The 20,868-nt window shown below is 63.9% G+C and carries 22 protein-coding genes; 13 read left to right on the top strand and 9 right to left on the bottom strand.

Features of this window, described 5'->3' with window-relative positions; genetic code table 11:
* Positions 1–43: 43 nt before the first annotated feature.
* The 5 genes from urtE to urtA all read right to left on the bottom strand — a co-directional run bounded on the left by urtE (position 44) and on the right by urtA (position 5,691).
* Positions 44–739, bottom strand: coding sequence for an urea ABC transporter ATP-binding subunit UrtE (gene urtE / locus QA645_RS08105; protein WP_254134034.1), 696 nt, complete (start codon positions 737–739; stop codon positions 44–46).
* 3 nt (positions 740–742) lie between these two features.
* A complete protein-coding gene (urtD, locus tag QA645_RS08100; protein WP_014498216.1) occupies positions 743–1,504 on the bottom strand; it encodes an urea ABC transporter ATP-binding protein UrtD in 762 nt (253 codons plus the stop codon).
* 5 nt (positions 1,505–1,509) lie between these two features.
* Positions 1,510–2,679 (bottom strand): urea ABC transporter permease subunit UrtC, encoded by a 1,170-nt coding sequence (urtC, locus tag QA645_RS08095; RefSeq protein ID WP_283049441.1) that lies wholly within the window; start codon positions 2,677–2,679, stop codon positions 1,510–1,512.
* Positions 2,676–4,286, bottom strand: coding sequence for an urea ABC transporter permease subunit UrtB (urtB, locus tag QA645_RS08090; RefSeq protein WP_283049438.1), 1,611 nt, complete (start codon positions 4,284–4,286; stop codon positions 2,676–2,678). Before urtB ends, urtC begins: the two co-directional genes overlap by 4 nt.
* A gap of 82 nt (positions 4,287–4,368) precedes the next feature.
* On the bottom strand, positions 4,369–5,691 hold the full coding sequence (gene urtA, locus QA645_RS08085; protein ID WP_200471806.1) for an urea ABC transporter substrate-binding protein: 1,323 nt from the start codon (positions 5,689–5,691) through the stop codon (positions 4,369–4,371).
* 505 nt (positions 5,692–6,196) lie between these two features.
* Between urtA and QA645_RS08080 the strand changes: the two genes are divergently transcribed.
* From QA645_RS08080 to QA645_RS08070, 3 genes are all read left to right on the top strand, one after another.
* Entirely contained in the window at positions 6,197–7,756 is a 1,560-nt protein-coding gene (locus tag QA645_RS08080) for a DEAD/DEAH box helicase (protein ID WP_254134037.1), read from the top strand.
* Between the two features lie 23 nt (positions 7,757–7,779).
* The gene (gene infA / locus QA645_RS08075; protein WP_018646603.1) at positions 7,780–8,067 is read left to right on the top strand and encodes a translation initiation factor IF-1; all 288 of its coding nucleotides are present in this window, start codon (positions 7,780–7,782) and stop codon (positions 8,065–8,067) included.
* Between the two features lie 264 nt (positions 8,068–8,331).
* Positions 8,332–8,544, top strand: a complete 213-nt coding sequence (locus QA645_RS08070) for a cold-shock protein (protein WP_188101588.1) — start codon at positions 8,332–8,334, stop codon at positions 8,542–8,544.
* 93 nt (positions 8,545–8,637) lie between these two features.
* Here the strand turns inward: QA645_RS08070 and QA645_RS08065 are convergent, their stop codons facing one another.
* The 4 genes from QA645_RS08065 to QA645_RS08050 form a co-directional block, all read right to left on the bottom strand.
* Positions 8,638–9,261: a TadE/TadG family type IV pilus assembly protein gene (locus QA645_RS08065; protein WP_254135530.1), complete on the bottom strand. Its 624-nt coding sequence runs from the start codon at positions 9,259–9,261 to the stop codon at positions 8,638–8,640.
* A 23-nt stretch (positions 9,262–9,284) separates the two neighbouring features.
* Positions 9,285–9,863: a TadE/TadG family type IV pilus assembly protein gene (locus QA645_RS08060; RefSeq protein ID WP_283049434.1), complete on the bottom strand. Its 579-nt coding sequence runs from the start codon at positions 9,861–9,863 to the stop codon at positions 9,285–9,287.
* 214 nt (positions 9,864–10,077) lie between these two features.
* Positions 10,078–10,575: a pilus assembly protein N-terminal domain-containing protein gene (locus QA645_RS08055; protein ID WP_254134039.1), complete on the bottom strand. Its 498-nt coding sequence runs from the start codon at positions 10,573–10,575 to the stop codon at positions 10,078–10,080.
* Between the two features lie 159 nt (positions 10,576–10,734).
* Entirely contained in the window at positions 10,735–11,562 is an 828-nt protein-coding gene (locus QA645_RS08050; RefSeq protein ID WP_283053134.1) for a sterol desaturase family protein, read from the bottom strand.
* A 259-nt stretch (positions 11,563–11,821) separates the two neighbouring features.
* Here QA645_RS08050 and QA645_RS08045 point away from each other — a divergent pair, with 259 nt between their 5' ends.
* From QA645_RS08045 to QA645_RS08000, 10 genes are all read left to right on the top strand, one after another.
* Positions 11,822–11,986, top strand: coding sequence for a Flp family type IVb pilin (locus tag QA645_RS08045; protein ID WP_008131913.1), 165 nt, complete (start codon positions 11,822–11,824; stop codon positions 11,984–11,986).
* A 72-nt stretch (positions 11,987–12,058) separates the two neighbouring features.
* Complete coding sequence (locus QA645_RS08040; protein ID WP_283049432.1) at positions 12,059–12,205, top strand: hypothetical protein; 147 nt, start codon at positions 12,059–12,061, stop codon at positions 12,203–12,205.
* Between the two features lie 125 nt (positions 12,206–12,330).
* Positions 12,331–12,855 (top strand): prepilin peptidase, encoded by a 525-nt coding sequence (locus QA645_RS08035; protein ID WP_148776824.1) that lies wholly within the window; start codon positions 12,331–12,333, stop codon positions 12,853–12,855.
* 127 nt (positions 12,856–12,982) lie between these two features.
* Complete coding sequence (gene cpaB, locus QA645_RS08030) at positions 12,983–13,780, top strand: Flp pilus assembly protein CpaB (RefSeq protein ID WP_254195336.1); 798 nt, start codon at positions 12,983–12,985, stop codon at positions 13,778–13,780.
* 11 nt (positions 13,781–13,791) lie between these two features.
* Complete coding sequence (locus QA645_RS08025; protein ID WP_254134041.1) at positions 13,792–15,267, top strand: type II and III secretion system protein family protein; 1,476 nt, start codon at positions 13,792–13,794, stop codon at positions 15,265–15,267.
* A gap of 20 nt (positions 15,268–15,287) precedes the next feature.
* Positions 15,288–16,019, top strand: a complete 732-nt coding sequence (locus QA645_RS08020; RefSeq protein ID WP_254134042.1) for a CpaD family pilus assembly protein — start codon at positions 15,288–15,290, stop codon at positions 16,017–16,019.
* The gene (locus QA645_RS08015) at positions 16,016–17,281 is read left to right on the top strand and encodes an AAA family ATPase (protein WP_254134043.1); all 1,266 of its coding nucleotides are present in this window, start codon (positions 16,016–16,018) and stop codon (positions 17,279–17,281) included. The genes QA645_RS08020 and QA645_RS08015 overlap by 4 nt, the downstream gene beginning before the upstream one ends.
* A 21-nt stretch (positions 17,282–17,302) precedes the next feature.
* Positions 17,303–18,766: a CpaF family protein gene (locus QA645_RS08010; protein WP_254195337.1), complete on the top strand. Its 1,464-nt coding sequence runs from the start codon at positions 17,303–17,305 to the stop codon at positions 18,764–18,766.
* Positions 18,767–18,782: 16 nt separating this feature from the next.
* On the top strand, positions 18,783–19,760 hold the full coding sequence (locus QA645_RS08005; protein WP_254195338.1) for a type II secretion system F family protein: 978 nt from the start codon (positions 18,783–18,785) through the stop codon (positions 19,758–19,760).
* A 9-nt stretch (positions 19,761–19,769) separates the two neighbouring features.
* Complete coding sequence (locus tag QA645_RS08000) at positions 19,770–20,744, top strand: type II secretion system F family protein (protein WP_254134046.1); 975 nt, start codon at positions 19,770–19,772, stop codon at positions 20,742–20,744.
* The last annotated feature ends 124 nt before the right edge of the window (positions 20,745–20,868 follow it).

Raw genomic sequence — 20,868 nt, 5'->3', positions numbered from 1 at the left:
CAGCCGGTCGCGGCAGGATTTTTCTAGCCTACAATGTCCCGGTTTACAGCGCCATCTGGCGACTGATCTCGCTTGGGTCGAGATTGGAGCGGTCGCAGGTGAACTTCACCGCCCCGCGATCCATCACCGCGAAACTGTCGCCGAGCTCGCAGGCAAAGTCGAGATATTGCTCGACCAGCACGATGGCGATGTTGCCGAGGTTGCGCAAGTACGAGATGGCCCGGCCGATGTCCTTGATGATCGAGGGCTGGATGCCTTCCGTCGGTTCGTCGAGCAGCAGCAATTTCGGCCGCATCACCAGTGCGCGCCCGATCGCCAGTTGTTGTTGCTGGCCGCCGGAGAGATCGCCGCCGCGCCGGCCGAGCATGGACTCCAGCACCGGAAACAACGAGAACACGTCGTCCGGGATGTGCTTGTTCTCACGCTTGAGCGGGCCGAAGCCGGTCTTGAGGTTCTCCTCGACCGTCAGAAGCGGAAAGATCTCGCGCCCCTGCGGCACGAAGCCGATGCCCTTGCGGGCCCGCTCATAGGGCTTCAAGCCGGTAATGTCGCTGCCATCGAACATGATCGCGCCCGAGGAGATCGGATATTGCCCGACCATGGCACGCAACAACGACGTCTTGCCGACGCCGTTACGCCCGAGCACGCACGTCACCTTGCCCGGCTCGGCCGCGATCGATACGCCGCGCAGTGCCTGGGCCGCACCGTAGAACAGGTTGATGTCCTTGACCTCAAGCATTGCTCAGCGCCCCAGATACACTTCGATGACCCGCTCGTTGGACGAGACCTGGTCGATGGTTCCTTCGGCGAGCACCGTGCCTTCATGCAGGCAGGTGACCTTGACCCCGAGCTCGCGCACGAACGTCATGTCATGCTCGACCACCATGACCGTGTGGGTCTTGTTGATCTCCTTGAGCAGCTCGGCGGTCAGATGCGTCTCGACGTCGGTCATCCCAGCCACGGGCTCGTCGACGAGGAGCAGTTTTGGGTCCTGCGCCAGCAACATGCCGATCTCGAGCCATTGCTTCTGGCCGTGGCTGAGGCTGCCGGCGAGGCGGTTGCGGGCGTCGGTGAGGCGGATCGTCTCCAGCACCTTGTCGATGCGCTCCGACTCCGCCCTGCTGCCGCGCCAGAACAGCGTGCCCTTGACGCTGTGATCGACATTGAGCGCGAGCAGGAGGTTGTCCTGCACGGTCTGGCTCTCGAACACGGTCGGTTTCTGGAATTTGCGGCCGATACCAAGCTCGGCGATGCGGGTCTCGTCCAGCCGCGTCAGGTCGGTGACGCCGTCGAACAACACGGTGCCCTCGTCCGGCTTGGTCTTGCCGGTGATGATGTCCATCATCGTGGTCTTGCCGGCGCCGTTCGGGCCGATGATGGCGCGCATTTCACCGGGCGCGAGCGTCAGCGACAGGTTGTTGATGGCGTGGAAGCCGTCGAACGAGACGTGCACGCCGTCGAGATAGAGCATCGCGGAGGTTGCGCGGGTATCCATGACATTCATGACCGCTACTCCGCCATCTTCGGTTCGGTGACGCCGTCTTCGGCTGCCGCGCTCGCGTTGGCCTGAGCAGGACGCCTCTCTTTCGACGCTTCCCGCCAGGCATTGAAGGTGCCGACGATGCCCTTCGGCAGCAGCAGCGTCACTAGAATGAACAGCGCACCCAGCATGAACAGCCAGTACGGCGCCAGCATGCCGGAGGTGAAGAAGGTCTTGGCGTAGTTGACGACGATCGCGCCGAGCGCCGCGCCGACAAGCGTGCCGCGGCCGCCGACCGCGACCCAGATCACCGCCTCGATCGAATTGCCGGGCGCGAATTCGCTCGGGTTGATGATGCCGACCTGCGGCACATAGAGCGCACCGGCGACGCCGGCCATGCAGGCCGACAGCGTGAACACGAACAACTTGTAGGATTCGACGCGGTAGCCGAGGAATCGGCTGCGCGATTCCGCATCGCGGATCGCGATCAGCACCTTGCCGAGCTTGGAGGACACGACGGAGCGGCAGATCAGGAAGCTGACAATCAGCGCCAGGCAGCTCAGCGCGAACAGCGCCGCGCGCGTGCCTTCGGCCTGGACGTTGAAGCCAAGGATATCCTTGAAGTCGGTCAGACCATTGTTGCCGCCAAAACCAAAGTCGTTGCGGAAGAAGGCGAGCAGTAGCGCATAGGTCATCGCCTGCGTGATGATCGACAGATACACGCCGGTGACGCGGGAGCGGAAGGCAAGCCAGCCGAAGCAGAAGGCAAGCAGACCCGGCACGATCAGCACCATCAGCGCCGCGAACCAGAACATGTCGAAGCCGTACCAGTACCAGGGCAGCTTCTGCCAGTTCAGGAACACCATGAAGTCAGGCAGGATCGGATTGCCGTAGACGCCGCGGGTGCCGATCTGCCGCATCAAATACATGCCCATGGCGTAGCCGCCGAGCGCGAAGAAGGCGCCGTGGCCGAGCGAGAGGATGCCGCAATAGCCCCAGATCAGGTCGATCGACAGCGCCAGGATGGCGTAGCAGACATATTTGCCCCAGAGCGCGACCAGATAGGTCGGCACTTGCAGGAACGAGCCCGCCGGCAGCAGCAGGTTGGAGAGCGGGATGAGGATGCCGCAGGCGGCGACGATCGCGAGGAAGATCGCCGCGCCGCGGTCCAGCGATCGCGTCAGCATGTGAGGGGTCATGCTTCCACCGCACGGCCCTTGAGCGCGAACAGGCCGCGCGGCCGCTTTTGAATGAACAGGATGATCAGAACCAGGATCGCGATCTTGCCGAGCACGGCGCCGGCGACCGGCTCCAGGAACTTGTTGGCGATGCCGAGCGTGAAGGCGCCGACCAGCGTGCCCCAGAGATTGCCGACCCCGCCGAACACCACGACCATGAAACTGTCGATGATGTAGCTCTGGCCGAGGTTGGGGCTGACATTGTCGATCTGCGACAGCGCCACGCCGGCGATGCCCGCGATGCCCGAGCCGAGCCCAAAGGTCAGTGCGTCGACGCGCGAGGTGGCGATGCCCATCGAGGCCGCCATGCGACGGTTCTGCGTCACCGCACGCATCTCGAGGCCAAGCGCGGTGTAACGCAGCATCGCGAGCAGGATCATGAACACGGCGAGCGTGAAGATGAGGATCCAGAGCCGGTTATAGGTGATGGTGATCTGGCCGAGATCGAACGCGCCGCTCATCCAGGAGGGGTTGCCGACCTCGCGGTTGGTCGGGCCGAACATGGTGCGTACCGCCTGCTGCAGCACCAGCGACAGGCCCCAGGTTGCAAGCAGCGTCTCCAGCGGCCGGCCATAGAGGAAGCGGATGATGCTGCGCTCGATCAGCACGCCGATGCCGCCGGCGACGAGGAAAGCGAGCGGCACGGCGATCAGCAGCGAATAGTCGAACAGAGCGGGATAGCGGGTGCGGATCACCTCCTGCACCACGAAAGTGGTGTAGGCCCCGATCATCACCATCTCGCCATGGGCCATGTTGATGACGCCCATCACGCCGAAGGTGATGGCGAGCCCGATCGCGGCGAGCAGCAGCACCGAGCCGAGCGACAGGCCGTACCAGGCATTCTGCACCCCCGACCAGATCGCCAACGAGCTCTGAATCGAGCCGATGGCGCTCGCAGCGGCCTTTGCGACGGAGGGCGGTTGATCGGTGCCGATGTCGGACAGCAACGCCAGCGCTTCCTGATCGCCGCGCGCCTTGATGGTGGCGACGGCCTCGAGCTTCTGCACCTCGGTGGCGTCGGACTTGAACAGCAGAATGGCCGCGCGCGCTTCACCGAGCGCGGTCTTGACCGATTTGTTGGTTTCCTTGGCGAGTGCCGCTTCGACCGGCTCGAGCGCGGTCTCCTCATGCGATTTGAAGACGGACTGCGCGGCCTGCAGCCGCGCGCCGAGATCGGGCGACTGCAGCGTCAGGCTGCCGAGCGCAGCGTCGACGCTGCGACGCAGACGGTTGTTGAGGCGAACGGCGCTGGCGCTATCGGGCACGCTGGCCACGGGCTCGCCGGTCGCGGCGTCGATCGACTTGCCGTCGGTGCCGGTGACGTAAACCTTCTTGCTGTCCGGATCGGCCATGAGACGACCGTCCTGGAGCGCGCTGATGATGGGAAAGGCAAGCTTGTTGCCGCTGCTGGCGACCACGCCGATCGCTTCGTCCGTATCGGAATAATCGTCGTTGGCAAATTTGGCGACCGCATCCTCGAACGGACCGGCAAAGGCCGGCAGTGCGAACGCGATCAGGAACAGCGAGAGGACAAACGTACGGAAACGAGCGGATAGATTGGTTGGCACTGTGGATCACCCCGGCAGAAGTGGGGAGAAGGCGGCGGAATAGCCGTCTTCTCCCATTGTGCAGTCGAACGTCAGATCCGGATCAGGAGCCGGAGCCGAGGCACTTGTTGGTCTTGGTGTTGAAGTTGCCGCACTTCTTGCCGACCCAGTCGCCGATCAGGTCCTTGGAGCCGTCGAGCTCCTTCGACCAGGCGTCGCCAGCGACGAGACCCGGGGTCTTCCAGACCACGTCGAACTGGCCGTTGCCCTTGATCTCGCCGATGAACACCGGCTTGGTGATGTGGTGGTTCGGCAGCATCTTCGACACGCCACCGGTCAGGTTCGGCGCCTCGATGCCGGGAAGCGCATCGATCACCTTGTCCGGATCGGTCGACTTCACCTTCTCGACGGCCTTGATCCACATGTTGAAGCCGATCACGTGGGCTTCCATCGGATCGTTGGTCGTGCGCTTCGGGTTCTTGGTGTAGGCCTGCCAATCCTTGATGAACTTCTCGTTCGCCGGGGTCTTGATCGACTCGAAGTAGTTCCAGGCGGCGAGATGGCCGACCAGCGGCTTGGTGTCGATGCCGGCGAGCTCTTCCTCACCCACCGAGAACGCGACCACCGGGATGTCCTTCGCCTTGATGCCCTGGTTGCCGAGCTCCTTGTAGAAGGGGACGTTGGCGTCGCCGTTGATGGTCGAAACCACCGCCGTCTTCTTGCCGGCCGAGCCGAACTTCTTGATGTCGGCCACGATCGTCTGCCAGTCGGAGTGACCGAACGGCGTGTAGTTGATCATGATGTCTTCCTGGGCCACACCCTTCGACTTCAGGTAGGCTTCCAGGATCTTGTTGGTGGTGCGCGGATAGACGTAGTCGGTGCCCGCGAGCACCCAGCGCTTCACCTTCTCGTCCTTCATCAGATAGTCGACGGCCGGGATCGCCTGCTGGTTCGGCGCAGCACCGGTGTAGAACACGTTGCGCTCGGACTCTTCACCCTCGTACTGCACGGGGTAGAACAGGATGTTGTTGAGCTCCTTGAACACCGGGAGCACCGACTTGCGCGACACCGAGGTCCAGCAGCCGAACACGACCGAGACCTTGTCCTTGGTGATCAGCTCGCGCGCCTTTTCGGCGAACAGCGGCCAGTTCGAGGCGGGGTCGACGACGACGGCCTCGAGCTTCTTGCCGAGCACGCCGCCCTTCTTGTTCTGCTCGTCGATCAGGAAAAGGATGGTGTCCTTCAGCGTGGTTTCGCTGATGGCCATGGTGCCGGAGAGGGAGTGCAGGACGCCGACCTTGATGGTGTCGTCCGCGGCTTTGGCACCGGAAATGGACGCCAGACCGAGCATCAGTCCGGTGGTCGCGGCGAGAACGCCGCGGCGGCTAAATGACGCCGCTATATCGTGAATGGATTTGGTAGGCATGGATGTATCATCTCCCTGACGCAGACGTGAAAAACGCTGCGAAACGGCCCCACGGCCGCCTGCGATTAACGGAATCGCAAGAACCATGCCATGGGCTGGGCACCTGCCAAGTGATTGGTCAGTCTAGACAATTTCGGCGCAATCCCAGTTTCGCCGCAGTCTAACTGCTCAAAACTTGGGCGAATAAAATGTATGCTTATGCGGCAGCCAGTTCATTTTTTGAGCAAAACGCTGCTGCTGGCTAAAATTCCGGCATAACTATTTTTGCACTGCGATCGACGCTAGGTGATCGCCTGCCTTGAAAGCGCCCCGTCAATGTTCCATATAACTGTGGAGATCGTTCGCGAATCGAGCGGTCATAGCGAGCCGCGTGTTCTTAAGCCCTCTACGGGCCTCTGGCTTGCCCCATATCTCCCAAGCCATCCGACACCCCAAACACGCAGGTGTCTTCTCGACACCCTTATGCGCGCGCCCCGCAGATTGCGCCGGGCCGACCGCATTTGACATGGAAAGAACCCATCTTTTGACTTCGTTTCAGGACTTCGGCCTCGCCGAACCCATCGCACGTGCTCTCGCCGAAGAGAATTACGTCACCCCCACCCCCATCCAGGCCCAGACGATCCCCACGGCGCTGACCGGCCGCGACGTCGTCGGCATTGCCCAGACCGGCACCGGCAAGACCGCATCCTTTGCGCTGCCGATCCTGCATCGCCTGCTCGAAAACCGCATCAAGCCGCAGCCCAAGACGGCCCGCGTCCTGGTGCTGTCGCCCACCCGCGAGCTTTCGGGGCAGATCCTCGACAGCTTCAACGCCTATGGGCGCCACATCCGCCTGTCCTCGACACTGGCCATCGGCGGCGTGCCGATGGGTCGCCAGGTCCGCGCCCTGATGCCGGGCGTCGACGTGCTGGTTGCCACCCCTGGCCGCCTGCTCGATCTCGTGCAGAGCAACGGACTGAAGCTTGGCAGCGTCGAATTCCTCGTGCTCGACGAAGCCGACCGCATGCTCGACATGGGCTTCATCAACGATATCCGCAAAATCGTCGCCAAGCTGCCGATCAAGCGGCAGACGCTGTTCTTCTCGGCCACCATGCCGAAGGACATCGCCGAGCTCGCCGATTCCATGCTGCGCGATCCTGCCCGCGTCGCGGTGACCCCGGTCTCCTCGACCGCCGAACGCATCAACCAGCGCATCATCCAGGTCGATTTCTCGGCCAAGGCCACCTTCCTGACCAAGCTGCTGAAGGACGAGCCGATCAACCGCGCGCTGGTGTTCACCCGCACCAAGCACGGCGCCGACAAGGTGGTGAAGACGCTCGAGAGGGCCGGCATCGCCGCCAGCGCCATTCACGGCAACAAGTCGCAGAACCATCGCGAGCGCACGCTCGCCCAGTTCCGCTCCGGTGAAATCCGCACCCTGGTCGCCACCGACATCGCCGCCCGCGGCATCGACGTCGACGGCATCACCCATGTCATCAACTACGACCTGCCGAACGTGCCCGAGACCTATGTCCACCGGATCGGCCGCACCGCGCGCGCCGGCGCCGAAGGCACCGCGATCTCGCTCGTCGCAGGCGGCGAGGAACTCAGCTATCTCCGCGACATCGAGCGGCTGATCAAGGTGGCGCTGCCGCGCGAGGATCTGCGCACCGATGCCGGCCGCCGCGATGCAGGCGCTCCGCCGCCGCAGCAACGTCAGGGCCGGCCGGGCGGCCGCCCGGGCCAGCGCCCGCAAGGCGCACGGCATGGCGAGGGACGGCGCAACGACGAACGGCATGGCGATGGACGCCACCACAGCGCCGGCAAGCAGGGCGACGGCCGGCACGGCGACCCCCGGCATGCTGACGGAAGGCATGCCGATGGAAGGTCCGGCAATGGCGCACAGGCCTCGAAAGGGTCGCGCCGCCGCCGCTCCGGTGGAAAGGTGCATTCTTCGCCGGCCGACCGCCCGGAACAGCGTTCCGCGCATAGCGCCGGGGCGCCCGATGGGATACAAGGCGTGGCCTTTTTGCGCCGTGAGAGTCGGCCGAACGGCCACCCGAACCGCAAACCTCATTCGCACTAGCCGTCCACGACCTGGAGAAATTCATGGCTAAGGAAGAGCTGATCCAGTTCGAAGGACTGGTCACCGAAATCCTCCCCGACGCGCGCTACCGCGTGCAGCTCGACGCCGGGCACGAGATCGTCGCCTACACCGCCGGCAAGATGAAGAAGAACCGCATCAAGACGCTGGCGGGAGACCGCGTGACGGTGGAGATGTCGCCCTACGACCTCGAAAAGGGCCGGCTGATTTTCCGCCACAAGGACGAACGTCCCGCGACCGCCGGCGGACCGCCACGTCCCGGACAGCGCGGCGGCCAATTCCGCCGCCGTTAACGGCCCCGCGCGCAAGCGCGGAATGAAATGCTGATCTGTATGCTGATCCGCCGTGGGCATCACGGCGGATCAAAAAATCGTGCACGTCAGGATTGTTTTGGGGCCTTAGTTCCAATAAAATGAACACATCGATTTTCGGCCGGACGACATTGGCATCCACCGGTACAGCCGGTTCAGACACGCTAACGACCCTTCCAAAAATTCGATCTAACCTGCCTGCGCAAGCAGGCTTTTAAATTGTGTATCTGAGAAGGGACTACCCACGTGAGCATGGGAACCGTGAAGTGGTTTAACGCGACCAAGGGCTATGGCTTCATCCAGCCCGACGACGGCGGCAAGGACGTGTTCGTTCACATCAGCGCCGTCGAGCGCGCCGGCCTCGGCTCGCTGCGCGAAGGCCAGAAGATCTCCTACGAGATCGTCGCCGATCGCCGGTCCGGCAAGTCGGCTGCCGACAACCTTCGCGACGCAGGCTGATCTCCAGCGCGAGCGCACCGAACAACGAAAAAGGCCGTGCGGGATGCACGGCCTTTTTTTATGCGATATCGACGAACCTGGCCGCTGTGCGGCTCAGCACGTCGTCGGAACGCCACCATAGTAGACGCAGGTGACCTGCCGCGGCCGCGTATAAGAGACATCGCTCAGCGTAACGCCCGTCTTCAGGACGTATTTGACGGGAGCTGTGTAGATGTAGCTCACCTGGCTGAAGATGAGATAGGTCGACGGAAGCAGGAGCGTCGACGGAATCATCGACGTGACCGTGGTGTTGGCCGCCAATGTCGGCGGCGGAGCCGTCAGGCTGGCCTGCGTCGCACCGCTCGTAATGACGGCGGACTTGCTCCACTGAATCTTGGCGACGCTGTTTGCGTCGATATAGATCTGGGCGATCGTTCCGTTCACGAGCGTATTGTCGTACGGCGTGATGATCGACATGCTCGCCGTGAACGTGTTCTGGAGGTTGGCGTCGGTCAGCGTCCCTGAGGACTGCGACGTCAAATCGGACAGGGTTCGCGCGATCAGCGTCACCTTGCGGTCGACCGCCACCGCGGATGAGAGCTCGACGGTGCCGAAGAACATCACGAGCATCACCGGCACGATCACCGCGAACTCGGTTGCCGCGAGGGCCTTGTTGTCCGCGCGGAATTTGCCTGCAGAGATACGGCCAGCTTGCAAGATTTTCAGGATCGCCTGCATGGTTCTGCTCAAATCCGATGGTCCTAGTAGGGCTCGTTCTGGAATGCGGCCGTCGCGACGAGAAGCCGTGTATTGTTGGTGGTGCTACAGGCCAGATTGTAGCCGAGCCCGGTCACGAACAGCGGCCACTTGTAATAGAGCCGCACCACGACGACTTGCCCGGAGCTCCCGGGATTGTACCCCACCGTGGTGGGATCGAAGTTGCAGGCGGTGTAGTTGCCGAGAGTGACCGACGAGAAGTCCGAATAGCTCTGGACGTCGACGCTGAGGCTGTTGCAATCGAACAGCGCCGGGATCTGCGCACAAACGTAGGTCTTGAACGTCGCCTGGGTGCACGGCGTGGCCACGGTGTTCACCGCACAACTCGTCACCGAACCAGACTGCGCCTGCCCGGTCAGAACGACGCGGGCGGAGCTCTGCGTGATGGTCTCGAGCACCTGGCTCGCGAAGAACATCAGCGCCGTCTCGATGATCGCGAACAGCAGCCCGAAGAAGATCGGCGCGACCAGCGCGAACTCGACTGCTGCAGAGCCGCGGCGATTGCCGCGAAACCGGCGCAGCGCAGTCCGGAGCGTGAACCTCGAAGGTGCAGGCGATGGCATCGCGTGAAATTCCCCAGCGGCAGCGATCTCTGCCCCGATCAGTACCAAGAACTGATTGTTTAAGTGTTTCAGACAATCCGTACCGGCCGGACCGAGTCGTTAAGATCGGGTTAACCACGCCGGCCCGCGGACGCGGGAGAACAGAAAGCCTGCCGCGCACGACGCCTCGCGCGGGACCGGGTGGTCCCGCCGGTGGGCCTCTCGGCTGATCCCGCTAGTTCGTCTTGGCAGCCGCGGCGCCGTTGCCGCTGGCACTGTTGCTCAGCGTTCCGGCCTGATTCATCGTGGTGCTGAAGAAATTGTCGCTATCGCCGAGCGTGACGCGGCGCTGGCAGATCGGCAGGCAGCTATAGGACTCCCGCTCGATCCCGCGATAGACGGTGACAAGACGATCGCTTGGGCCTTCGACCTGGATCTGCCGGTCAACCAGGATCTCGCCGCCGCGGTCGAGCGCGATGAAGTTGGTGGCGCCGTATCCCTTGCCGGTCACGACGATCATCCCGCCGGGCTGCAGCGTCACGTCGGCGATCAGGGGATTCCCGACCACGATCGTTGCCACCTTGCCCGGCAGGCGCACCAGCTTGGCCTGGTCGACATTGACCGCGATGGTATCGGCGGTGGGCTCGGCAAGGCCAATGGCCGGCGAAGCCAGCACGGCAGCCGCAGCCAGGAGACAGATGCGCGCGTGGCGGCGCAGAAACTCTTTACGCATACTCTTACCCCGGGACGTCACAAACCGGCAGAATCGATCAGCAAGCGGAGCCGGCGCCCGACCCGGTTAACCTGCCTGTAATTCGTGAACGTTCCGCAAACTCGGCAAGTATTGTTTGAACGGACCGGCGTTTTTGTCGCCCCGGCGCCGGACGCACTCCTACTGGCGGAACGGGTAAGCGAGCTGGCCGCCGATCTCCTTCGGCATCGCCGCTTCATCCTTGCCGTAATCCTGCGGCAGCTCGCCCTTCGGCATGCGGAAGGTCCCGAACAGCACATCCCAAATCGGGAAGGTGCCGGCAAAATTGGTGTCGCCGCCCTCCTCGAGCGAGGTGTGGTGCCAACGGTGGAACACCGGCGTCGCCAGCACATATCTGAAGGGGCCGAAGGTCCAGTTCAGATTGGCGTGCACGAAGGCCGAATGGAAGGTCGTGAACGGGCCGACCCAGATCATCACGTTCGGCGAAATGCCGGCCATCAGCAGCACGACGTCGACGCCGATGGTGCCGAGCATCAGATTGACCGGGTGGAAGCGGGCCGCCGAGATCCAGCTGATCTCCTCGGAGGAGTGATGGATCGCATGATATTTCCAGAACCCGCCGCCGTGAAACAGCCGGTGCAGCCAGTACAGCATGAAGTCGGCCAGGACCAGGAACAGCACGCCCTGCACCCAGAGCGGCAGCTGCGCCAGCGGGCCGTGGCCGTTGTCATAGAAGGCGATCAGCTCGTCGGCGTCGTGGATGTTGAAGACGACACCAGCGGTAACGATCAGGAGCCCGATCCGCATGGTACGGGCGAATACCGGAACGAAGAACCAGTAGCAGATGTCGGTCACGATCTCGCGCTTGCGCCACCACACCGGACCGGAATTGCACGCCCAGAAATGCTCGAGCACGGTGAAGACCACCGCGAGCATGAAGGTGACCGGGATTACCTTCTCGATGGTCTCGCCGAGCATCAAGGCGACTTGCATGGGTAGGCTCGACATCATCGCTTCTGTTCCAGTCTGCTTGATCTCCCCTTAGGCCTACTCCGCGAAATTTAAAGGAGGATGAAGTTGACGGCGCGTTCGGGGCTGGAACGAATTTAGACGGCCGCCTTAAGGCGATGTTCACTCTGGCCAAAAGCATCGCGTGAGATGCGTGTTTGACCGAACGAATTAACTCTACCGAAAGAGCTCGGCTCACATGCTCGTCGCGTCAAGACAGCGCCGATCGAGGCGACCTCACCCAGATGGAGTTTAGTTCATGAAGAACCTGATTGCGCGTTTCGCGAAGGATGAATCCGGCGCCACCGCCATCGAATACGGTCTGATCGCCGCCGGCATCGCGCTGGCCATCATCACCGTCGTCAACAACCTCGGCACCACGCTGAACGCCAAGTTCGGCTCGATCAGCTCCTCGCTGAAGTAAGCCGACCGGCAGACGATCGCAAAAGCCCCGGACCTCCGGGGCCTTTGTTTTTTGCGGACAGTGCGAGTTCCAGTGGCGTTGCGTAAGCACAGAACGGATGCCGCGATTGCGGCGAACGAGGCGGACACGGCGCGAGGCGACGCCTCGGCCTATTGGATCTGCCTTGCGTTGCTGCTCGCCATGGTCACCCTCGCGATGCGCATCGCCAGCATGTGGTGAACCTTCCGGCGCCGGATGACCGGCCCCGAGGCCGCTGCGGTCGTTGTCGGTTTGTTTAGCACTGCCCCCTAGCATGCGCCGACGCCCCGATCCGGGCGACAGACCCAGGCCTCAAGACGCAGCCCATGATCCTCGACCTCGCGCGCCTTCTGCTGTTCCCAGCCCTGATGGCGTTCGCAGCCGCCAGCGATCTCTTCACCATGACGATCTCGAACCGCGTCTCGCTGGCGCTGGTGGCAGGTTTCTTCGTGCTCGCCTTTGCCGGTGGCATGGCACCTTACGAGATGCTCAGCCATGTCGGCGCCGGCGCGCTGCTCCTCGTCGTGGCTTTCACTTGCTTTGCGATGGGCTGGATGGGCGGCGGCGACGCCAAGGTCGCAGCTTCCGTCGCGCTCTGGTTCGGCTTCGGCCCCTTGATGGACTTCCTGCTCTACGCTTCGCTGTTCGGCGGTGCGCTGACCCTGCTTCTGCTCCAGTTCCGGCAATGGCCGTTGCCTTACGGGCTTGCCGGTCAGGCCTGGCTCGCGCGACTCCACGACAAGCAGACCGGTATTCCCTACGGCATCGCGCTCGCACTCGGCGCACTGATGGTCTACCCCGAGACCGAATGGGTGAAAGCGATCGACCTCGCTCACCTCGCACTGCGCTGAAGGTTCCGGATAAACCCGGCGTTAAGGCGATTTAGATACGCCTCATTAACCATGCTTTGACGAATAGCTGGTCAACTGCCGAATACGGCGGCGGCAGCGTCGCGGCGTTCTGTGGAAAGTGAAGCGTATGAATAGGGCACGCATAGTCGTCCTGACGGTCGCCATCTGCGCCGGCGGCGTCGCCGCGTATCTGGCGAGCGGCTCGGACTCTGCGCCGCCTCCAGCGGCTCCGGTCGCGCAGCTTCCCACCACCGACGTGCTCGTCGCCAAGAACGACATCGGCCTCGGCCAGACCGTGAAGGCGGAAGACGTGCAGTGGCAGACCTGGCCCACCGCGACCGCCAGCGCCACCTTCATCCGCCGCACCGAACGCCCCGATGGCGCGACCCAGGTCGTCGGCTCGATCGCGCGCGCGCCCTTCATCCAGGGTGAGCCGATCCGCGACCAGAAGCTGGTCAAGGCCGATGGGTCCGGCTTCATGGCTGCGATCCTGCCGACCGGCATGCGCGCCATCTCCACCGAAATCTCGCCGGAGACCGGCGCGGGCGGCTTCATCCTGCCGAACGATCGCGTCGATGTGCTGCTGACGCGCCGCCTCAAGAACCCGGACCAGAGCGCCGGCGCCCAGGACGTCATCACGTCCGAGGTCATTCTGGTCAATGTCCGCGTGCTCGCCATCGACCAGGCGCCGAAGGAGAAGGACGGCCAGAACGCGGTGATCGGCAAGACCGTGACGCTGGAGCTCAATTCCGCGCAAACCCAGCTGCTGTCCTCGTCCCGCCAGGCCGGAACGCTGTCGCTGGCGCTGCGCAGCATTGCCGACGTCAAGACGAGCGAGATCACGCTCGATGATTCCGCCCAGAAGCGCGATGGCGTTTCAATCATTCGCTACGGCATTCCGACCCAGGCGACGAAGGCACGATGAGGACAGTCGACATGAAATGCAGGGCAGATCTGGCGACGATGCGGACTTCGATGGTTCGCGCCCTGTCGTTCTCGGCCGCTCTCGCGCTGACGCTCAACCCCGCGCTGACGCCCGTGATCGCCGCGGACTACCGTCCCGCGGCGCCGGTTGCAGCCGACGGCCAGATGAACGCGCGCTTCCTCTCGCTCGGCATCGGCAAGTCGATCGTGATCGACCTGCCGCGCGACATCAAGGATGTGCTGGTTGCCGACCCCAAGATCGCCAACGCGGTGGTCCGCTCGTCGCAGCGCGCCTACATCATCGGCGCCTCGATCGGCCAGACCAACATCGTGTTCTTCGATTCCGCCGGCCAGCAGATCGCGGCCTATGACATCGCGGTCAAGCGCGACCTCAACGGCGTTCGTGCAGCGCTGAAGCAGATCCTACCCAATTCCGATATCCAGATCGACGGTCTCGGCGACGGCGTCATCCTGACCGGGAGCGCGGCCAATCCGCTCGAAGCGCAGCAGGCCAACGACCTCGCCGTACGCCTTGCCGGCGGCCCCGAAAAGGTGGTGAATTCGATCGTGGTCCGCGGCCGCGACCAGGTCATGTTGAAGGTGACTGTCGCGGAAGTCGCGCGCACCGTCATCAAGCAGCTTGGCATCGATCTCACCGCGAACCTGAACTACGGCACCTCGGTGGTGACCTTTTCCAACTCCAACCCGTTCACGGCGCTTGGCAAGAATCTCGTCGACGGCAACGCTCTGACCACCAAGTTCGGCGCAGCGCCGTCGGTGCAGGCCACCCTGCGCGCGATGGAAACCGCGGGCGTGATCCGGACACTGGCCGAACCGAACCTGACCGCGATCTCCGGCGAGTCCGCGACCTTCATCGCCGGCGGTGAATTCCCGGTGCCGGCAGGCTACGCCTGCGATCCCACCACGCATGTCTGTACCACCCAGATCAGCTTCAAGAAGTTCGGCATCTCGCTCAACTTCACCCCCGTGGTGCTGACCGAGGGCAAGATCAGCCTGCACGTGATGACCGAAGTCTCGGAACTGTCGAACGAAAATGCGATCACGCTGTCGCAGGCCGTGACCTCGACCTCCGTCAACTCGCTGACGGTGCCGTCGATCAAGACCCGCCGCGCCGAAACCTCGCTGGAAATTCCCTCCGGCGGCGCGATGGCGATGGCCGGCCTGATCCAGCAGCAGACCAAGCAGGCTATCAGCGGATTGCCGGGGCTCATGCAGCTCCCGATCCTCGGCACGCTGTTCCGCAGCCGCGACTTCGTCAACAACACGACCGAGCTGGTCGTGATCGTGACGCCCTATGTCGTTCGCGCAGCCGCACCGAAGGACCTGTCGCGGCCGGATGACGGCTTCGCGGCACCGGCGGATCCGCAAGCCGAACTGATCGGCAACATCAATCGCATCTATGGCGTGCCGGGCCGGAACGAACCGGCAAAGAACTATCGCGGCACCTACGGCTTCATCACGGACTGATGGCGGAACGGGGACATAGGATGATCACAACACGACCCCAGACCCGCTACCGCGCCGCCGGCCTCGGCGCCGCGCTCGTCGGTATCGCGCTCGCGCTCGGCGGCTGCCAGCACGACGAGGCCACCGCTTCGATCCCCGACGATTACAAGCAGCGTCATCCGATCGCGATCGAGGAACAGAACCGTTCGATCGTCGTGTTCGTCGGTCATGCTCGCGGTGGCCTGACCGCAGCCCAGCGCGCCGACGTGATGGGCCTGGCCTCGACCTGGATGCATGAGGGCACCGGCGCCATCCACATCGACGTGCCGTCCGGAACGCCGAATGCGCGTCCAGTGGCGGAATCGATGCGGGAGATTCAGGCGATGCTGGCGGCGGCGGGCGTTCCCCCGCGCGGCATCATCGCACGTCCCTACCAGCCGGAAGACAAGCGCTTCCTGCCGCCGATCCGGCTCACCTATTCCAAGATCGCCGCGGTTGCGGGCCCCTGCGGCCTGTGGCCGGAGGATCTCGGCCCCTCGATGAAGAACAAGAGCTGGTTCGAGAACAAGGACTACTACAATTACGGCTGCGCCTATCAGCGCAACATCGCGGCCATGGTCGACAACCCGTCCGACCTCGAGCAGCCGCGGTCTGAAACTCCGGCCTACACGGTGCGCCGCACTGCCGCCTTCGAGAAGTACCGCAAGGGAACTCCAACGGCGGTGGCCTATCCCGAGGCCGACAAGGCCAAACTCAGCGACACCGGCAAATGATCAGCTACGCGCGCCAGACTCAAGAAGAGCAGCCAGAGGCCCCTGCGCCGGTCGAGGAGCATATTGCACCCGCGCCGCGCGTCTCGGTTCAGGCCTTCTGCGAAACCGTGGAGACTGCGGCCGCCGTGCAATCGGCCGGCGAGGACCGCCGTCTCGGCAAGGCCCATCTGAAGATCCAGATGGGTGGCATGGCGGCTGCGATCGAAGCTTATCGGTCTGCGCCGACTCCCAACGTGATCGTGCTCGAGAGCGACGCCCGCACCGATTTGCTGGCCGGGCTCGACCAGCTCGCGACCGTCTGCGACGCCGGCACCCGCGTTGTCGTGATCGGCCGCATCAACGACGTCATGCTCTATCGCGAGCTGGTGCGCCGCGGCGTCAGCGACTACGTGCTCGCGCCGGTTGGCGCGATCGACGTCGTCCGCTCGATCTGCAACCTGTTCTCGGCGCCGGAAGCCAAGGCGGTCGGCCGCATCATTGCCGTGGTCGGCGCCAAGGGCGGCGTCGGCGCCTCCACCATCTCCCACAACGTCGCCTGGGCGATCGCGCGGGATCTCGCGATGGACGCCGTCGTCGCCGATCTGGACCTCGCCTTCGGCACCGCCGGGCTCGACTACAACCAGGACCCGCCGCAGGGCATCGCGGACGCCGTGTTCTCGCCCGATCGCGTCGATACCGCCTTCATCGACCGCCTGCTGTCGAAATGCACGGATCACCTCAGCCTGCTGGCGGCGCCTGCAACGCTCGACCGGGTCTATGATTTCGGCACCGACGCCTTCGACTCGGTGTTCGACACGCTGCGCTCGACCATGCCCTGCATCGTGCTCGACATCCCGCATCAATGGTCGGGCTGGACCAAGCGCGCCTTGATCGGCGCCGACGACATCCTGATCGTGGCGGCGCCGGACCTCGCCAACCTCCGCAACACCAAGAACCTGTTCGATCTGCTGAAGGCCGCGCGTCCCAACGACCGCCCGCCGCTGTATTGCCTGAACCAGGTCGGCGTTCCCAAGCGGCCGGAGATCGCGGCGGCCGAATTCGCCAAGGCGATCGAGAGCCAGCCGGTCGTCTCGATCCCGTTCGAGCCTCAGATCTTCGGGGCGGCCGCCAACAACGGCCAGATGATCGCGGAGATCTCCGCCAACCACAAGTCGATCGAGATGTTCCTCCAGATCGCCCAGCGCCTGACCGGCCGCAGCGAGACGAAGAAACAAAAGTCGTCCCTGCTTTCACCGCTGATTGAGAAGTTGCGGGGAAAATAGGCCGCCGCATGGAGTCGTTAAGTGTTCGGTAAGCGTAGCGGAACAGACACCGACCTTCGGGCACCCAAGCCCGGCGCCGTGTCGCCAGAGCCTGCCCCGGCTCCGGCGCCGACGGTGTCACGCGCGCCGCCCCCGCCGGCCGTCGCCTCGCCGCCGCTCGCCCCCTCCCGGCCGGCGCCGGTCATGGAGACCCGCCGCTCGGACAATTATTACGAGGTCAAGGCGACCATCTTCGGCGCGCTGATCGAGGCCATCGACCTCGCCCAGCTCGCCAAGCTCGATTCCGAGTCGGCGCGCGAGGAAATCCGCGACATCGTCAACGAGATCATCGCGATCAAGAACATCGTGATGTCGATCGCCGAGCAGGAAGAGCTGCTCGACGATATCTGCAACGACGTGCTCGGCTATGGTCCGCTCGAGCCGCTCTTGGCGCGCGACGACATCGCCGACATCATGGTGAACGGCGCCGGCACGGTCTTCATCGAAGTCAGCGGCAAGATCCAGAAAACCGGCATCCGCTTCCGCGACAATCAGCAGCTCCTCAACATCTGCCAACGCATCGTCAGCCAGGTCGGCCGGCGCGTCGACGAATCCTCGCCGATCTGCGACGCGCGCCTCGCCGACGGCTCCCGCGTCAACGCCATCGTGCCGCCGCTCGCCATCGACGGCCCCGCGCTCACCATTCGTAAGTTCAAGAAAGACAAGCTGACGCTGGATCAGCTGGTCAAGTTCGGCGCGATCTCGCCGGAAGGCGCGGAAATCCTCCAGATCATCGGACGTGTCCGCTGCAACGTGCTGATCTCCGGCGGTACCGGCTCGGGCAAGACCACGCTGCTCAACTGCCTGACCAACTATATCGAGCACGACGAGCGCGTCATCACCTGCGAAGACGCCGCCGAACTCCAGCTGCAGCAGCCCCACGTGGTGCGGCTCGAAACCCGGCCGCCCAACATCGAGGGCGAAGGCCAGGTCACCATGCGCGAGCTGGTGCGCAACTGTCTGCGTATGCGTCCTGAACGCATCATCGTCGGCGAAGTCCGCGGCCCGGAGGCCTTCGACCTCCTCCAGGCCATGAACACCGGCCACGACGGCTCGATGGGAACGCTGCACGCCAACAATCCCCGCGAAGCGCTGTCGCGCTGCGAATCCATGATCACGATGGGCGGCTTCTCGCTGCCCTCGCGCACCATTCGCGAAATGATCTGCGCCTCGATCGACGTCATCGTCCAGGCCGCGCGCCTGCGCGACGGTTCGCGCCGCATCACCCACATCACCGAGGTGATGGGCATGGAAGGCGATACCATCATCACCCAGGACATCTTCCTCTACGACCTGGTCGGCGAGGACGCCAACGGCAAGATCATCGGCAAGCACCGCTCGACCGGCATCGGCCGCCCGAAATTCTGGGAGCGCGCCCGCTACTACGGCGAAGAGAAACGCCTCGGCGCCGCGCTCGACGCCGCGGAAGTGGCACCGAACACGTGAGCAGGTCGGTACAGCCATGAACATGCAGGTCCTCGCCCTCGCCTTCCTCGCCACCGCCGCCGTCGGCGGCATCGCCTGGGTCTTCCTCTATCCGCTGCTGTCGGGCGAACGGAAGGCCGAGAGCCGCCGGGCCTCGATCGGGCGCGCCGACGCGCCCGCGGCCAAGCAGGCTGAAAAGAGCCAGCGCTCGCGCCGCGAGCAGGTCGAGACCTCGCTCAAGGACCTCGAGGCGAGGCGGGCGCAGGAAAAGAGCGTTCCACTCCACGTCCGCATTTCACAAGCGGGGCTCGACTGGACGCCGCAGAAATTCTGGATCGCATCCGCCGTCGTGGCAGGCGTGTTTTTCTTCGGCGCGCTATTCGGTGGCGGCGGCCTGATCGGCGCGGCCGGTCTTGCCTTTGCCGGCGGCCTCGGCCTGCCGCGCTGGACGCTGGGCTTCCTGAAGAAGCGCCGCGAAAACAAGTTCCTGGCCGCGCTGCCCGACGCCGTCGACGTCATCGTCCGCGGCATCAAGGCCGGCCTGCCGCTGTTCGAATCCATCAAGGTCGTCGCGGCCGACGCACCGGAGCCGCTGCGCAGCGAGTTCCTCGCCATCATCGAGACGCAGGCCATCGGCATGCCGCTCGGCGAAGCCTGCTCGCGCCTCTATGAGCGCATGCCGCTGCCGGAGGCCAATTTCTTCGGCATCGTGGTGTCGATCCAGCAGAAGTCGGGCGGCAACCTCTCCGAAGCGCTGGGCAACCTCTCCAAGGTGCTGCGCGACCGCAAGAAGATGAAGGAAAAGATCCAGGCGATGTCGATGGAAGCCAAGGCTTCGGCCGGCATCATCGGCTCGCTGCCGCCGATCGTGATGTTCCTCGTCTATCTCACGACGCCCGGCTACATCTCCCTGCTGTGGACCCATCCCACCGGCCAGCTCATGCTGGTCGGCTGCGTTGCCTGGATGTCGGTCGGCATCATGGTGATGAAGAAGATGATCAACTTCGATTTCTGACGGTGCCGTATGGTCGACTTCCTCGTTACGAAACTGCATGACCCGCACTTCATGACCATGCTGCTGGCGGCCATCGCCGCCAGTGCCACGGTGTATACGCTGGTGATGCCGCTGTTCGCCGGCGAGGGTCTCGCCAAGCGCATGAAGGCGGTGGCGAGCGAGCGCGAGCGGATCCGGCAGCGCGAGCGCGAACGCCTCAACAAGAGCGAGAAGGTCTCGCTGCGCCAGACCCCCAAGCAGCTCGTGTCCAAGGTGGTCGACGACTTCAACCTTACCAAATGGCTGGCGCAGGAAGCTGCGCGCGACAAGCTGATCATGGCGGGCTATCGCGGCCAGGCGCCTTACGTCACCTTCCTGTTCGCCCGCATGGTCGCGCCGCTCGTGCTGTTCGTCGGCTCGGTCGTCTACGTGTTCCTGATCGCCCATATGGATCGCCCGATGCCGATCAAGATCGGCATCTGCGTCGGTGCGGCCTATCTCGGCCTGCAGGCCCCGATGCTGTTCCTGAAGAACGCGATCTCCAAGCGCCAGCTCTCGATCAAGCGCGCGTTTCCCGATGCGCTCGACCTGCTGCTGATCTGTATCGAATCCGGCATGTCGGTGGAAATGGCGTTCCGCAAGGTCGCGACCGAAATCGTCGGCCAGTCGATCGCGCTGTCGGAGGAGTTCACGCTGACCACCGCCGAGCTGTCCTATTTGCAGGACCGCAAGGTGGCGTATGAAAACCTGGCGAAACGCACCGGGCTCGAAGGCGTCAAATCGGTGTGTCTGGCGCTTCAGCAGGCGGAACGCTACGGCACCCCGCTCGGCCAATCCCTGCGCGTAATGGCGCAGGAGAACCGCGACATGCGCATGAACGAAGCCGAGAAGAAGGCCGCCGCGCTGCCGCCGAAGCTGACGGTGCCGATGATCCTGTTCTTCCTGCCGGTGCTGTTCGTCGTCATTCTCGGACCGACCGGCATCAAGATCTCCGAGCTGCACTGACGCAGCAGGACAAAACCGCGAAAACAACCCCATGCACAGTAGCCGGCCAAGGCCGGCCCGATGCCATGTGGATCGCTGCAAAGCTCCGAAGTATCTGACGAAATTCTCCTGATCGCGCCGAGGG

This window comes from Bradyrhizobium sp. CIAT3101, assembly GCF_029714945.1.
GTDB lineage: Bacteria > Pseudomonadota > Alphaproteobacteria > Rhizobiales > Xanthobacteraceae > Bradyrhizobium.
This window is presented reverse-complemented; position numbering and strand designations above follow the sequence as displayed.

Excerpts from the sequence above, each read along its gene's own strand:
- QA645_RS08045 (WP_008131913.1), top strand. The coding sequence starts at position 11,822 with ATGAAGAACCTGATTGCGCGTTTCGCGAAGGATGAATCCGGCGCCACC.
- QA645_RS08080 (WP_254134037.1), top strand. The coding sequence starts at position 6,197 with ATGGAAAGAACCCATCTTTTGACTTCGTTTCAGGACTTCGGCCTCGCC.
- cpaB (WP_254195336.1), top strand. The coding sequence starts at position 12,983 with ATGAATAGGGCACGCATAGTCGTCCTGACGGTCGCCATCTGCGCCGGC.
- QA645_RS08020 (WP_254134042.1), top strand. The coding sequence starts at position 15,288 with ATGATCACAACACGACCCCAGACCCGCTACCGCGCCGCCGGCCTCGGC.
- QA645_RS08000 (WP_254134046.1), top strand. The coding sequence starts at position 19,770 with ATGGTCGACTTCCTCGTTACGAAACTGCATGACCCGCACTTCATGACC.
- urtA (WP_200471806.1), bottom strand. The coding sequence starts at position 5,691 with ATGCCTACCAAATCCATTCACGATATAGCGGCGTCATTTAGCCGCCGC.
- QA645_RS08025 (WP_254134041.1), top strand. The coding sequence starts at position 13,792 with ATGAAATGCAGGGCAGATCTGGCGACGATGCGGACTTCGATGGTTCGC.
- QA645_RS08050 (WP_283053134.1), bottom strand. The coding sequence starts at position 11,562 with ATGTCGAGCCTACCCATGCAAGTCGCCTTGATGCTCGGCGAGACCATC.
- QA645_RS08060 (WP_283049434.1), bottom strand. The coding sequence starts at position 9,863 with ATGCCATCGCCTGCACCTTCGAGGTTCACGCTCCGGACTGCGCTGCGC.
- QA645_RS08005 (WP_254195338.1), top strand. The coding sequence starts at position 18,783 with ATGAACATGCAGGTCCTCGCCCTCGCCTTCCTCGCCACCGCCGCCGTC.
- QA645_RS08015 (WP_254134043.1), top strand. The coding sequence starts at position 16,016 with ATGATCAGCTACGCGCGCCAGACTCAAGAAGAGCAGCCAGAGGCCCCT.
- infA (WP_018646603.1), top strand. The coding sequence starts at position 7,780 with ATGGCTAAGGAAGAGCTGATCCAGTTCGAAGGACTGGTCACCGAAATC.
- urtD (WP_014498216.1), bottom strand. The coding sequence starts at position 1,504 with ATGAATGTCATGGATACCCGCGCAACCTCCGCGATGCTCTATCTCGAC.
- QA645_RS08065 (WP_254135530.1), bottom strand. The coding sequence starts at position 9,261 with ATGCAGGCGATCCTGAAAATCTTGCAAGCTGGCCGTATCTCTGCAGGC.
- urtC (WP_283049441.1), bottom strand. The coding sequence starts at position 2,679 with ATGACCCCTCACATGCTGACGCGATCGCTGGACCGCGGCGCGGCGATC.
- QA645_RS08055 (WP_254134039.1), bottom strand. The coding sequence starts at position 10,575 with ATGCGTAAAGAGTTTCTGCGCCGCCACGCGCGCATCTGTCTCCTGGCT.
- urtE (WP_254134034.1), bottom strand. The coding sequence starts at position 739 with ATGCTTGAGGTCAAGGACATCAACCTGTTCTACGGTGCGGCCCAGGCA.
- QA645_RS08035 (WP_148776824.1), top strand. The coding sequence starts at position 12,331 with ATGATCCTCGACCTCGCGCGCCTTCTGCTGTTCCCAGCCCTGATGGCG.